Genomic DNA, 13,507 nt, shown 5'->3' on the forward strand with positions numbered 1-13,507 from the left:
TAAGGACTAAGAAATAGAAAAAGTAAGGTTTTAGCGTGAACGGATTGCCTTTACGCGAGTCAGTGGTATTCTATATCTAAATAATAATCAATATCATAAAGGAGGCGTATGATAACCCTCGTTTTTACACTAATCTTGTTATTTGGATTGGGCAGCAAACTTGCCATCCCTATTGCTCGATTATTACTGCTCGCTTTATTACTGGTGGGACTGTCTTTACAAGCAGGGTTCCACATGGTTTTCGTCCTGATTTGTTTATTTATTGCTGCGCCAGTTCTCAGTCACTGGAAAGCACAGCCATGGACGAAAATTTCTTTTATGTTTTGTGTGCTCGGACCTTGTTTGCTCAATTTGTGGTTAATTTTTGTCCACACTCCTCCTGCTTGAAGCTGCAGCTGTGTTGGCTGCATTCGTTCACCCCAATCACATCGTTTGCCTATGTTTATGGGGATGGTGAGAGCCATCCGTGGCTCTCACCAAAGGCCAGCCTACGGCTGTTCAAATTCTTCCAGACAAATTAGTCACTCACTGGCCGCTTACCTGCAACGTCAAGTTGGTTGGGTATACAACTCGCTGAGGGATAAGTTTATCAAATCATTGCAATACTATTGCGGCGTAAAACATTACTGGTTATAGTTCTCACCCAATAATGAGAATGCTTATCAAAATACATCGCAATATTTAGCTAGCAATAAGGAATCGTATGAAATCAGTAATGAGTTTGGCCGCATTGGGATTATTTGCCTCACTTTCTGTACAGGCTGCCAATGTCACAATCGAGCATCAAATGGGACAAACAACGTTAGAGCAAAATCCTCAGCGCGTGGTGGTGATAGGTATTGGCCCGTTAGATGCCGTTCACTACTTTGGTATTAATCCAGTGGCGGTTTCCAAAGTGGCAGAGTTACCCGACTATTTAGCTCAGTATAAAGAGGCGCAATATGCTCCAGCGGGTTCATTATTTGAACCCGATTTTGAGCGTATTTATATGCAAAAGCCTGATGTTATTATTACCGGGCCACGAGCGGCACGTACTGCCTATGATGAGTTAAGTAAAATTGCCCCAACGGTCGTGTTTGCGATTGATGACAAAAAACCGTATTGGGAGAGTACGCAAGCTCAATGGCGTAATCTCGGCAAACTGTTTGCCATTGAAGATAAAGTCGAAGCAAAAATTGCCGAGTTAGACAAACGCTTTACTCAAGTTCATGACTATAACCAAAAGCATCAAGCACAAGCGATGACGGTGATGAGTTCGGGAGGAAATATAACCACTTTTGGGGCAAACTCGCGTTTTGCAGCGGTCTATAAAGATTTTGGCTTCGCTGAAGCGGCCACGGTGAAGCAAACGGCTAATCACGGTAATTTAATTTCATACGAATATATTCGACAAAATAACCCGCAAACGCTGTTTATTATCGATCGAGACAGGTTGGTGAATAAAGGGCAAAGTCACACTCGTGAAGAGTTTGAAAATGATTTGATCAAAGCCACAGAGGCTTATCAACATAACCGGATGGTGTTTCTCGATCTCAATGCTTGGTACCTAGCGATTGCTGGTGTTACAGCGACGGAGCAAATGTTGAATGATATGCAAGTGAAACTGCATCAAGAATAACGCCTGTGTTGCCTTGTAAGTTGGTGGATGACTTGGTTGATGCTAAGTCATCTCGGCCGCTATTGTTCAATGTTTGTACTTTTGATTGTCATCGTAGAATTAGGCCTGATTGGTTGAACCTATAAAGTCAACGTTTGCTTAGATTTGGTCTCTATTTTCGTGGTCTGACTTTTATCGTTAGTGTCGCGATCACTGTATCGATTTGTGTTGTTTGGGGTTAACTTTGAAAAAGTTATTACTCGTTTTGTTTATTTTAAGTCTGATTTCATTATTTGTTGGGGTCGGACAGCTTTCTCTGATGGCTTTAATGCAGGGGGATAGTATAGCTTGGCAGCTATTATGGACCAGCCGGTTACCTCGCGTGCTTGCTGTGCTACTTGCGGGCGGTGGGTTAAGTATCGCCGGGCTTATCATGCAGCAAATTAGTCAAAACCGATTTGCGGCTCCGTCTACTTCTGGCACGATTGAATGCGCGATGCTGGGGTATGTGCTTAGCCTTGTCCTTTTTGGTCATGGTGAAAGTTTACTGCTTATTTTTGCCACTGCGATGATAGGCACTTTGATTTTTGTTCAGTTTATTCAACGTATTCAGTTTAAGAATGTTGTCTTTGTTCCCCTCGTGGGAATTATCTTTGGCAATGTTGTGCAGTCAGCCGCTACCTTTATTGCTTATCGTTATGATGCTTTGCAAAACCTCTCTGGTTGGGCCGTTGCGAATTTCGCAAATTTATTAAGTGGTGATTTTGAGCTACTGTACATTGCCATTCCGGTTGCTTTACTGAGCTACCTTTATGCGGCACGCATTTCTGCTGTCGGCATGGGGAAAGATTTTGCGGTCAATTTGGGCTTAAATTACCAACAAGTTTTGACATTAGGCGTCTGTTTAGTATCAATTATGGCGGCTTCTGTGGTCATGATTGTCGGACAATTACCCTTTCTCGGCCTAATTGTGCCCAATTTGGTCAGTTATTTTTATGGCGATAACTTGCGCAAAAACATTCCACGAACGGCACTCTTTGGTGCTTCACTCGTGCTGTTATGTGACATCATCAGCCGAGTGATTATCTTTCCTTATGAAATTCCTATTTCCATGATCATCAGTATTCTTGGCGGCATTGCGTTTATCTTGCTGATTTTAAGAGGGCCAAAACATGCAAGATAATCGTAAAACGCTGGCCATGCTATGCGTAGCGCTTGTGTTTGCTGGGCTTTTTATTGGTCTTGGACTAACGGCTGATAATTATCAATACTTTTTATCTCGCCGTATCCCTAAAGTATTGGCCATGATTGTGGCAGGTATCGCTATTGCGCAATCTTCGTTGGCGTTTCAAACCATTACTCACAATCGCATACTTACCCCAAGTATTATGGGGTTTGATTCGCTTTATTTACTTGTGCAAGTGTTAGTGGTTGCGTTATTGGGTAGTTTAAGCCATATCATGTTGAACACTTATTGGAACTTCTCAGTATCCGTTATAGTGATGCTGCTATTCTCTAGTCTACTGTTCACCTTTTACTTTCGTCGTCAACGTAGCAACATCATTGTGTTATTACTACTGGGTGTCATTCTCGGTCAACTTTTCTCTAATTTCTCTTCCTTTTTTATTATGTTGATGGACCCGAATGATTTTGCTGCTGTGCAAGCCAAAATGTTCGCTAGCTTTAATAATGTTAATGTGCATTTAGTCTATGCGGTTTCACCGCTACTATTGGTGGTTAGCTATGCCTTGTTCCGTTTACACCGGATTTTAGATGTATTTTGGTTAGATGCAGACAATGCCATTAGCCTTGGGGTTGATGTAAAACGGACAACACGTTCAGTAATGCTATTGAGTGCGGTGTTAGTCTCTATTTCAACTGCGCTTGTTGGGCCTGTGATGTTTTTTGGGTTATTGGTCACTAACTTAACTCGAGAATGGTTGCACACCTACCAGCATCGAACGCTATTATTGGCTTGTTCTGCGATGTCCGTTGCCGCTTTATTAGCGGGTCAATGGGTGGTGGAAAACCTATTTTCATTTGGTACAACCTTGAGCGTTATCATCAATTTTATTGGTGGTATTTATTTCCTCTCTCTTCTTTTGCGCAATAAAGTGGTATAGGCCCGTTATGATTCAATTAGATAAATTGACTAAATATTTTGGCTCACAAGCGGTCGTGTACGAAGCCAGTGCCGAATTTGCTAAAGGTAAGGTGACCTCGATTATTGGGCCCAATGGTGCAGGTAAAAGTACCTTATTGTCGATGGCGAGCCGATTAATTTCACGAGATCAAGGCAAGGTTTGGATTGATAGTCGCGAGCTGGTTGATTGGGATACCAAAGCACTGGCCAAGCGTCTATCGGTACTGCGTCAAGCCAATAATTTAACGATGCGCTTTACGGTACGAGAGTTAGTGGCGTTTGGCCGTTTCCCGCACTCACAAGGTAAGCTAACCGCTGAAGATCAGGCGATGATTGATCAAGCGATTCATTATCTGGATATAAAAAGTTTAGAACATCATTATTTAGATGAGTTAAGTGGGGGACAGCGCCAACTTGCTTTTATTGCTATGGTGATGGCACAAGATACCGACTACATTTTCTTAGATGAGCCGCTCAATAATTTAGACATCAAGCATTCATTACAGATTATGACGACTATCCAGCGACTCGCTCACGAGTTAAATAAGGCGGTTGTGGTCGTGATTCATGATATTAATTTTGCATCTTGTTATTCAGACGCCATCATTGCTTTAAAAAAAGGGCAAGTGGTTGCGCAAGGCTCAGTCAATGAGGTGATCCAAGAAGGCGTACTCGGTGAAATTTATGAAACTCCCTTTCGAGTCCTTGAGCTAGAAGGAAAACGGATGTGCTTATATCACACCGCTTAGGTGTGTTTTGTTAGCCATTGATTCCGTCTCTAGTGAGTTCATCTCGACGGGTTATGGCGAGTGCTGTGAGCGTCATTATTGAGCAATGCGGCTATTGGGCATGGCGGCCATTTTTTGTTATGTTATCTTAAGCCATCATTTAATCCTTGTAAGGAATATGGTCATATATTTCTCTACTTAAAAGAAATCATTCCTTGCTAAAGATCAACAAATAAACCTTTCCAGTCACAAAGAACAAAACAAAAGTTGAAAGATTCAAAAATTATTGAATAATGGTCAACATGAAATGGAGAAGCACAAGCTTCGAACTCTTAGTCGGAAACAGGATACTGCCCCATGTCGAACTCGTATGTGTTGGTTATCAACTCAGGAAGCTCTTCGCTTAAATTTGCCGTGATTGACTCAGTCACTGGCGAAGCATTGGTTACTGGTCTTGGTGAGTGTTTTGGCCTGCCCGAAGCCTCAATCAGCTGGAAATATCAAGGAGAAAAAACAGAGGAAGTGATTAACACGGCAGAGGATCATCATCAATATGCCGTAAACCGAGTTGTGAAGCTCTTAGAAACCTTGGGGCTAAGTGCTCAATTTGTTGCCGTTGGGCATCGTATTGTCGCTGGAGGAGAAACGTTTAAAGGAACCGTAAGAGTCACTGATGAGGTCATAAACGAAGTGGAACGTTTAGCCGAACTTGCTCCATTGCATAACAAAGCGAACGCCGTTGGAATGCGAGCTGCGATGGAAGCCTTCCCTGAGTTACCTCAATTTGCGGTTTTTGACACTGCGTTCCACCAAACGATGCCGGCGAAAGCGTTTACGTTTGCACTGCCTTACGAGTTGTATGAAAAACATAAAGTGCGTCGTTATGGTGCTCACGGGACTAGTCACTATTATGTGAGTCGTGAAGCCGCAAAAATGATCAATAAGCCCATTGAACAAAGTAACTTTATTACCGTACATTTAGGTAATGGAGCCTCTGTCACTGCAGTAAAACATGGCGAATGTGTGGATACCAGCATGGGCTTAACACCGCTTGCCGGTTTGATGATGGGGACGCGTTGTGGCGATCTCGATCCGAGTGTGATTGAGTTTTTATTCCGTAAAGGTTGGAAACAAGAAGAACTCTTTGAAATGCTGAATAAAAAATCAGGGTTCTTAGGGGTATCTGGAGTCACCAGTGATGCTCGCGGTGTATTAGAAGCGATGGACAATGGCAACCCTCGAGCCAAACTTGCCTTTGATATTTTTACGTATCGCGTTGCCAAATACATTGGCTCTTATATGGTCGCAATTGGTGAAGCCGTTGATGCGATTGTCTTTACTGGAGGTATTGGTGAAAATTCACTACCGATTCGCAGTGAGATTTTAAGTTACCTCTCTGTTTTTGGCTATAAAGAAGATCCGAAAGGTAATGCAGAGGCGCGTTTTGGTCAGTCGGGTAGCATCACTTGCTCAGATTCAAAATTGGCATTAGTGATCCCAACCAACGAAGAATTCGTGATCGCCAAACAATCGGTTGAGTTATTGTAATTTAAATTAAACACAGGTAGTTAAAGGCGAGCTTAGTGCTCGCTTTTTTTTGTTCCTTTTTTGGATAGATCGTCGCTAGTCACGCGAATGGCGGCTTAAAATGGTAAGACATTCTGGCAGCGACCAACTTAATCGTTTAATTTGTCGTTTTAAGATTCTAAGCTACTGCGCTCGCTAGCTCTCTGTCAATTATATTCCCAGAGATGAGCCGCGTGACTTCATGCGTTGATTCTATTTTTTGATCTCTAAAGCGGATAAACATATATACCTCTAGCTGAGATTCCGTTTGGTCTAGGTGTGTGATGGTGACGAAATGACGTTCGCCCAGCCTATTTTCATGTAAACATACATCCACGACATTAAATTGAATTTTACTGACATGCTGACGAAGGAAGGATACATGCTGCTTAAAATCGACCAAGTCTAACGTTTTTCCATCGGTGTTTTGTTGATAATCAGCTCTGAACAGTGTTTCGACTGCAATATCACCGATAAATAATCGGTTAAGGATATCGCTTAAAATGGCACACTGTTCACTTTCATTTTTATCTGATAATTGGTGTTGAATAGATAAGCTCATGATGTTTTCCTCGTTGTAATGTTCGCGACTATCTTGCCTTGACTGAAGCAGTTCATGTTTATATATTTGGACTAATAATAATGTTTTTAAGCCAATCTATGTCCGACATTATGTTTTCACGAACAGATCAAGTGTCCCATCCACCTCAATATCAAACAGAATGGCATAGTCATGAATATGGGCAAATAACTAAAATAGATGTAGGTGTGCTAATTGTGGATACTGCCTATGGTAAGTGGCTGGTGCCTCACGGACGTATTGGTTGGATACCTCCAAAGCAACGGCACATGTCATACTCTCATACGGAAATATCAGGCCATTCAACGTATTTATCTCCCCAATACTGCCAGCGAATGCCAGCGGAGCCCACGGTGTTGAAGCCAACAGAGCTTGCCGATGTTGTTTTTACTCGGTTATTAAACGAGGAAGAGTCTAGCCCCATTCATTCACATTTGATCGCGGTGCTTATACATGAATTAAGCACATCAGAGAGAGAGACTTGGCAATTACCAGTTCCTCGAGATCGTCGGTTACAGAAATTAACAATGCTTATTCTCAGTGACGTCAGTTGTGGTGATTCAGTTGCTGATTTGGCGCAGGTGATTGGGATGGGTACTCGTACTCTCAGTCGAAAGTTTGCACAGGAGACTGGGATGCCATTAGTTCGTTGGAGAATACTTGCTAGATTAATGAAAGCTATGGAATGGTTACAAATGGGAAAGTCGGTCGAATGGGTAGCTCAGTCCTGCGGATATTGTAATGCAAGTGTTTTTATTGCTGTGTTTAAACAATACTTAGCATGCTCTCCAGGTCAATGGATAAAAAAATAAAGCCCCATTTTAGTAAATCGAGAGTGTTGAATACATTGTAACGCTCTTGTCATAGTCTTTAGGAATAATCCATACCATCACACTAAGGCGGTATGGATTGCTTGCGTGGCTTATAGCGAGCGATCTGAAATACTTCTTCTGTATGACGTTGGCTGAGTGATTGGGTTCCGGTTCCGTCTTTGGGTATGGTTCGGCGGTGAGTTACTTGATACGGCCATTTCATATTGTTTGGTATATATCGCCGACTTTTCTGTTTTTCAGAGCGATTATCGGCATGTTCAGATTCAACCAAGTCAAAATCAGTACGCGCTTATTTTGCTTAAGCGCGCTCCCTATCATCAGTTTACTGGTGGCACTTTTCCTCTCTTTTCAAGTGACACAACAAAAAGATCGTTTATTTGATCGTCTTTACCAGCAACACCTACTGCCTCTAAGTGAAATCCTTGCGACTCATTCATTGCTCAGACAAACTGGCCTTGATGATTTAAGGCGTTATCGAACCGGGTGGGCTGGCCAAAATGAAACGATAGATAAGATTGAAAGCTTATTAGCTCAAGTTGGAGAACACTGGAGAGCTTATCAACAACAAAGGGGAGAGGCTGTTGATCCGCTCAACCAATTGGCTGATCAACAATTAGAGAGCGCCATTCAACTCTATCAGCAATGGATATCTCGCGCAGGGAGTGATGCAATTACTGTGCGAATCCTGAATGAATCGACTTTTAATAACGAGATTAATCATACCCTTGTTCCACTGGGTGAGACGTTAAATCAACTGGTCGCACAGCAGATTGGTATGGCTGGGGAAGTACAGACCGAGGCGGCTAGCCTTACTCATACCATGGTCCAATTTTATCTGTTTGGTGGAGCGATTTGGATTAGCTTATTAATGTTACTCGGTTGGTTAATTCAGCATTCTATTCAACGGCCACTGCATCAGTTACGTGCAGGCATACAACGATTAGCCAACTCTTCTGATCTGACCACGCAAGTCGTTGTACAAGGTCGAGATGAAATCGCTCAAACGGCACAAGCATTAAATAGGATGGTAAATCACTTTTGTCACTTGATTATTGAGATAGAGAATAAGAGTGTTGAACTAAGAAAAAATGCCAAGCGTATGTTGTTGGTTAGCGAAACCGTAGAAGAAAAATCGAATAACCAATCTTTACAAACCGAGTCCGTGACCCAAGCTATGGAAGAAATGGGCCAAGCGATTAGTGCGGTAAGTCAACATACTCAATATGCACAAACGGTGGTAACACAAGCTGATGAGCTTAGTTTACAAGGTGCAAATACCGTTCAACAAGCCAGTATGCGGATAAAAAACTTAGCCAATGCAATAGATCATTCTGCTCAAATTATTCGGCACTTACATCAAGAGTCGACAGAAATTACCCAAGTGTTGGGTGTGATACAAAATATTGCTGAACAAACCAACTTATTAGCGCTTAATGCTGCGATAGAAGCCGCACGTGCTGGCGAGGCCGGACGAGGATTTGCGGTTGTCGCTGATGAAGTGCGTAATTTGTCGGGTAACACAGAAAAAGCGACTCGCTCGATTAGTGATGTTTTGTCGCGTTTACAACAAGGCGCGGATAATGCGGTGAACGCCATGCAGTCTGCGAATCAACAAGCACTAGAAAGTGTCGATTTTTCTAATCAATCGGAACAAGTTTTAAATCATATTCGGCAAGCATTTGAAGATGTAGCACAAGTGAATCGTTCGATCACCACGGCCAGTGAGCAGCAGGCTTTGGTTGCTCAGCAAACGAAGCAAAGTATCCATAGCTTAAGTGGCGATACACAGGATTTAGAGCAGCAGGCAAAGCAGGCTCGAGAAGTGAGCGAAATGTTGAGCCAAGCCTCTGGTGAGCTGCGAGATAAGGTTCATCACTTTGTCACCGCATAAATGAAGCTTGCTCTCTTGATCATTGAAACGATCAAGAAAGTTTGTTGGCTGGGGTTACTTAAAAAAACCATGATGCTAACCGTGATTAGGCGGCGGCAAAGCGGGTTTATTTAATGTCCGTTGCGATGGATCATCAGTTAAATCAGAGGTATTCATCATTTTAGAGAGGCGTTGTAGTGAAGAGAGCAGTAGAGTTTGTTCCCAACCAGCTAATGATTGAAATCGTTGAATAAAGTCTTGTTGCATAAGCTGTGGTGCAGTTTGTAGCAAGGTTTGTCCAGTGGTCGTGAGCATCGCATGTACCTTTCTTTTATCATCAGTATCTCGTGTACGCAGGACAAGCTGCCGTTTCTCTAAGCGGTCTAAAATACTGGTCGCCGTTGCTTGGCTCATATTGGTTGCTATTGACAGTTGGCGAATGGTCATATTAGGCGAGTTATTAATGGCTCGCATCAATAACAGTTGTGGGCTCGTTAGGCCAAACGTTTTATTCAACTGTTTTGAATGTAGATCAATCGCGCGAATAATTTGTCGCACTGATACGAGTACTTCTTCGTGAATATCCAATTTTTCCTCCATAAGGAAGAGGCTGCTCAAGCAGCCTCTATTAACGATCACCGAGTTATTGCGCTGCTTGTGTGGCAGCTGCTATCCATGAGTTAAACAATGCTTGGTTAGCTTTGATCCAACCATTGGCATGAGATTCAATATCTCGTGCTGAATTTTTACCCTGACTCATCAGCATATTTTGTGCACTGATATCGTTGATGCTTAATTTCATGATTTCAAACAATTTCGCTGCTGCTGGGTTTTCCATAGCAAATTGTTTATTGGCGATAATATTCATCGAGTTAATTGGGAAACCGTAGTTTTTACCATTTGGTAGCGTCGTATCAATTCCCTTTTGATTCCCTGGTAGCGCTGAAAATGGCACTTCTAGCCACACCACATCTTTTCCTGGAACTAAAACACCACTCACCCAGTAAGGTGTCCATGTGTAGTAAATAATCGGATCGCCTTTTTTATAGCGAGAGATGGTATCAGCAATAATAGCTGCGTAGTTGCCTTGATTGTGGGTTACCGTATCACGTAGGCCAAAAGTATCGAGTTGGTATTCAACCACACTTTCACATCCCCAGCCTGGATTACAACCGGTTAAGTCGGCTTTTCCGTTACCATTGGCATCAAAGAGTTTTGCAATTTTGGGATCTTTGAGCTGACCGATGTTGGTAATGTGATATTTCTCAGCGGTTTTTTTATCAATCAAGTAACCTTGAGCGGCTCCGGAGATATATGTGCCTTGACGATAGAATTTGTCATCACCACCAGAGGCGAGGTATTTATCATCATGCAATGGCTGCCAATTCACCGCCAAGTAGGTCGCATCACCTTCTGCAATTGAGGTATAGCCTACGTTGTAGTCAACTTCTTTGGTAGGCAGTACGTGATAACCCAAAGCTTCCATGGCTTTATTGACAATTAAAGTTTGGAAGGTTTCTTCTGCAACGGTGGATTGTATTGGCTGTACAGTAATCCCTTCGCCGGGAAGTTTAGCCCAAGCAGAGCCAGATAAGGTTGCGCTGACGGTGAGCCCAGTCGTGAGCAGCGTCTTCCATGCGTTATTCATTTCTATTCTCCTAGTAATTGATTTATATCAAGTTATTTTTTTGGCTTAAGTCGGTACACGAGTAAGGCCGGGCCTTTTTCGTACCAACGTATTTTCTTATCTCGACTGTTGATGCCAATCGTCTGAGTAAGTCTGTCGAGTAAAATGGCGAGGATAACAATGCCTAAGCCACCGACAGCCGCGAGACCCATATCGAGACGACCAATGCCGCGTAACACCATTTGTCCTAAACCGCCGACCGCTATCATTGAGGCAATCACGACCATAGAGAGTGAAAGCATCAAGGTTTGGTTGACCCCCGCCATTATCGTTGGCATAGCCAGTGGTAGTTGAATTCGGTAGAGCATTTGTTTTGGGCTAGCCCCAAAAGCGTGCCCAGCTTCAATCAGCTCTTCAGGAACTTGTTGAATACCTAAGATGGTTAAACGAACAATCGGAGGCAGTGCAAAGATAATGGTGACGACGACACCCGGAACATTCCCAATACCAAACAGCATGACAATCGGAACTAAGTAGACAAAGGCAGGCGTTGTCTGCATGGCATCTAGCATGGGCCGAATGATCTTAGCTGAAGTTTCACTACGAGCGAGCCATATCCCCGTGGGAAGGCCAATAAGAAGGCAGAAAAAAACTGAGGTCATGACTAAGGCTAGAGTGACCATTGCCTCATCCCAAGCACCAATAAGACCAATGACAAGCAATGAGACGAAAGAGGCGATACCCAAACGTCGCCCAGCAAGCTGCCAAGTAATCAGTAATACAATCAACAGCATAAGTGGAGCTGGTGTTGAAATCAGTGTGGTTTGGAATGAACTGAGTATGAAATCAATAGGCACACGAATGGCTTGAAATAATGGCCGACCATGCTGAACCAGTCCATTAATGGCGGTTTCTACCCAGTGATCAAAAGGGATATGGGCCTCTTTAAATGGGTGTAACCAATCAAACGGTTCGGTGGTGACTGGTGCGGCATTGAGCCAATCATTAGCGGCGGTGGCACTTGAGGTGGTTGACCATGGGTCGCTGCTGACCGTTTGAGTCGCTGCTCCCCAAGGATCTGCGGCGTTTGCCGCGGCATGACTTGTTTCCATGGTCATAATTATTCTCTATCTAAAGTTTGCAGTAATCGTGATTTTGTGATGACGCCAAAATATTTCCCTTGTTCATCCACAACAGGAACAGCATAAGGCACACTGGCCACTTGGCTAATTAAGTCGCCGACGGAAACATCAGGGTGAATGGTCACCGTGTCTGATAATAAAGCGCTGTTAAGAGAGCGTTGCTCTTTTTTGGCGGCTTTTAGCGAGTCAAGTGAAACAATGCCGGTGTATTTATTGGTGCGATCAACCACAATGCCAAATTCTCGCTCATTATCTAGTAGCAATTGCAGGGCGGTTGCTGGGCCATCGTTATCATGTTTTTTAAAGACCGCCGCAGGTTTTTTACGCGCGATATCTTTTGCACTGAACACGCTAGCGATATTGACGCCGCGGAAAAAGGAACTGACATAATCATTTGCTGGTTGATGCAGTATTTCATCCGGAGTGCCGACTTGTACCACCACACCATCCTGCATAATAGCGATGCGATCCCCGATGCGCATCGCTTCATCTAAATCATGAGAAATAAAAACAATAGTGCGCTTGTCATCATTTTGTAGACGAATCAGTTCGTCTTGCATTTCACTACGAATCAAAGGGTCAAGGGCGGAGAAAGCCTCATCCATTAATAAAATATCGGGATCATTGCTGAGCGCTCTGGCGAGCCCAACGCGTTGTTTCATACCACCAGAAAGTTCATCAGGGTAGGAATCACAGTAAGCTTCTAACCCGACTCGCTCAAGCGCTTGACGGGCGATTTGGTGGCGCTCTTTCTCATCAACACCTGCTAATTCAAGGCCAAAAGCCGTGTTCTCTATCACGGTCATGTGTGGCATGAGGGCAAAGTTTTGAAACACCATGGAGATACTTTGACGACGAACGGTTCTTAACGCTTGGTCAGAAATTGTGGCAATGTCGTTTCCTTTGAGTAAAACGCTCCCTCGGGTCGGTTCAATCAAACGGTTTAATAATCGAACAAGGGTCGATTTTCCGGAGCCTGAAAGCCCCATGATCACAAAAATCTCCCCTTCATTAATCGATAATGACACATCTTTAACCCCAACGGTCAGGCCTGTTTTTTCAAAGATTTGATCTTTATTCAGGCCTTTTTCGATGAGAGGGAACGCTTCATCTGGTGTCTCTCCAAACACCTTATAAAGGTTCTTCACTTCCAGCATAGTTGACATCTTTATATCCTTTATCTTTGTCAATATGACACAATGAAAATAGAAAATATGCATAGAACACTAAACATTGTTTTATGACTTTTCAAGTTTTTATTGGTGCTGCTAGTGTGTAATTTTAGTTAAAATGTTGTTTTTTAAAGAAAATAAAAAATACAAAAAAAAGTGTTTTAATTTGAGGTAGAATGTTTTGGATGGGGTGGTTTTTTCTCACTGCGCCTGCATATAAACTGATTTAGCGGTATGATGTGACGGTGA

At 43.1% G+C, this 13,507-nt stretch carries 13 protein-coding genes; 8 read left to right on the plus strand and 5 right to left on the minus strand.

Translation table 11 applies throughout. The features are described from left to right. Positions 1-108 precede the first annotated feature (108 nt). From FKN05_RS09825 to FKN05_RS09850, 6 genes are all read left to right on the plus strand, one after another. Positions 109-387 (plus strand): hypothetical protein, encoded by a 279-nt coding sequence (locus FKN05_RS09825; protein ID WP_170887415.1) that lies wholly within the window; start codon positions 109-111, stop codon positions 385-387. Positions 388-703: 316 nt separating this feature from the next. Next, positions 704-1,618: a siderophore ABC transporter substrate-binding protein gene (locus FKN05_RS09830; protein ID WP_161428175.1), complete on the plus strand. Its 915-nt coding sequence runs from the start codon at positions 704-706 to the stop codon at positions 1,616-1,618. 223 nt (positions 1,619-1,841) lie between these two features. After that, complete coding sequence (vctD, locus tag FKN05_RS09835) at positions 1,842-2,780, plus strand: iron chelate uptake ABC transporter permease subunit VctD (RefSeq protein WP_170887416.1); 939 nt, start codon at positions 1,842-1,844, stop codon at positions 2,778-2,780. Continuing rightward, on the plus strand, positions 2,770-3,720 hold the full coding sequence (vctG, locus tag FKN05_RS09840; RefSeq protein WP_099611075.1) for an iron chelate uptake ABC transporter permease subunit VctG: 951 nt from the start codon (positions 2,770-2,772) through the stop codon (positions 3,718-3,720). The genes vctD and vctG overlap by 11 nt, the downstream gene beginning before the upstream one ends. A gap of 7 nt (positions 3,721-3,727) precedes the next feature. Then, positions 3,728-4,489 carry an iron chelate ABC transporter ATP-binding protein VctC gene (vctC, locus tag FKN05_RS09845; RefSeq protein ID WP_099611076.1) on the plus strand — a complete coding sequence of 254 codons (762 nt, stop codon included), beginning with the start codon at positions 3,728-3,730 and terminating at the stop codon, positions 4,487-4,489. Positions 4,490-4,825: 336 nt separating this feature from the next. Further along, positions 4,826-6,016 (plus strand): acetate/propionate family kinase, encoded by a 1,191-nt coding sequence (locus FKN05_RS09850; RefSeq protein WP_099611077.1) that lies wholly within the window; start codon positions 4,826-4,828, stop codon positions 6,014-6,016. A 157-nt stretch (positions 6,017-6,173) separates the two neighbouring features. Here FKN05_RS09850 and FKN05_RS09855 read toward each other — a convergent pair whose 3' ends face one another. After that, entirely contained in the window at positions 6,174-6,596 is a 423-nt protein-coding gene (locus FKN05_RS09855) for a nuclear transport factor 2 family protein (RefSeq protein WP_170887417.1), read from the minus strand. Positions 6,597-6,706: 110 nt separating this feature from the next. On the opposite strand from FKN05_RS09855, the gene FKN05_RS09860 reads away from it, so the two are divergent. Next, positions 6,707-7,426 (plus strand): AraC family transcriptional regulator, encoded by a 720-nt coding sequence (locus FKN05_RS09860; protein WP_170887418.1) that lies wholly within the window; start codon positions 6,707-6,709, stop codon positions 7,424-7,426. A gap of 274 nt (positions 7,427-7,700) precedes the next feature. Further along, positions 7,701-9,338, plus strand: coding sequence for a methyl-accepting chemotaxis protein (locus tag FKN05_RS09865; protein ID WP_170887419.1), 1,638 nt, complete (start codon positions 7,701-7,703; stop codon positions 9,336-9,338). A 75-nt stretch (positions 9,339-9,413) separates the two neighbouring features. Here FKN05_RS09865 and FKN05_RS09870 read toward each other — a convergent pair whose 3' ends face one another. The 4 genes from FKN05_RS09870 to proV are packed head-to-tail and all read right to left on the minus strand — an operon-like array spanning position 9,414 to position 13,252. Beyond that, on the minus strand, positions 9,414-9,905 hold the full coding sequence (locus FKN05_RS09870; RefSeq protein WP_249339302.1) for a MarR family winged helix-turn-helix transcriptional regulator: 492 nt from the start codon (positions 9,903-9,905) through the stop codon (positions 9,414-9,416). Positions 9,906-9,960: 55 nt separating this feature from the next. Continuing rightward, positions 9,961-10,965, minus strand: coding sequence for a glycine betaine/L-proline ABC transporter substrate-binding protein ProX (gene proX / locus FKN05_RS09875; RefSeq protein ID WP_161427943.1), 1,005 nt, complete (start codon positions 10,963-10,965; stop codon positions 9,961-9,963). 32 nt (positions 10,966-10,997) lie between these two features. Further along, complete coding sequence (gene proW, locus FKN05_RS09880; RefSeq protein WP_170887421.1) at positions 10,998-12,062, minus strand: glycine betaine/L-proline ABC transporter permease ProW; 1,065 nt, start codon at positions 12,060-12,062, stop codon at positions 10,998-11,000. A 2-nt stretch (positions 12,063-12,064) separates the two neighbouring features. Next, complete coding sequence (proV, locus tag FKN05_RS09885) at positions 12,065-13,252, minus strand: glycine betaine/L-proline ABC transporter ATP-binding protein ProV (protein WP_161427945.1); 1,188 nt, start codon at positions 13,250-13,252, stop codon at positions 12,065-12,067. Positions 13,253-13,507 lie beyond the last annotated feature (255 nt).

Source organism: Vibrio sp. 1-1(7), from assembly GCF_013048485.1.
Lineage (GTDB): Bacteria > Pseudomonadota > Gammaproteobacteria > Enterobacterales > Vibrionaceae > Vibrio > Vibrio fujianensis.